Source organism: Yersinia aldovae ATCC 35236, assembly GCF_000173735.1.
GTDB lineage: Bacteria > Pseudomonadota > Gammaproteobacteria > Enterobacterales > Enterobacteriaceae > Yersinia > Yersinia aldovae.
On the sequence record NZ_ACCB01000125.1, the window covers coordinates 1 to 327 of the forward strand.

Here is a 327-nt window from a genome sequence, read left to right on the forward strand (position 1 = left end):
ACAGTAAACCCGGGGTGGTCACCATAGATAAAAGTGATGCCAATACTACCGCTCTGACCACACTCAACGCCGACAAACCGATGAACATCAGGCAGAACAAATAAACAAATATCTGAACAACCTTACGGAACAGGACCATCGGAATCTCAAACGACTGAAGCGACCGATGCTAGGATTTAAATCACAAACTATGTTGGCCGGCATCGAGCGGGCACAGATGATACGTAAAGGTCTATATCAGCATCCACACAGGAACGAATCATCCCCGGCAGAACAACTTTATCTGCTGGCTACCTAAGAAAGCATTAGCGCACACTGGCCTATGCT

General features: G+C 47.1%; 1 pseudogene. It reads left to right on the forward strand.

Annotated elements, in window-relative coordinates:
* Positions 1–298, forward strand: a pseudogene (locus YALDO0001_RS20925) (DDE-type integrase/transposase/recombinase); the annotation flags it as partial.
* Positions 299–327: the final 29 nt, after the last annotated feature.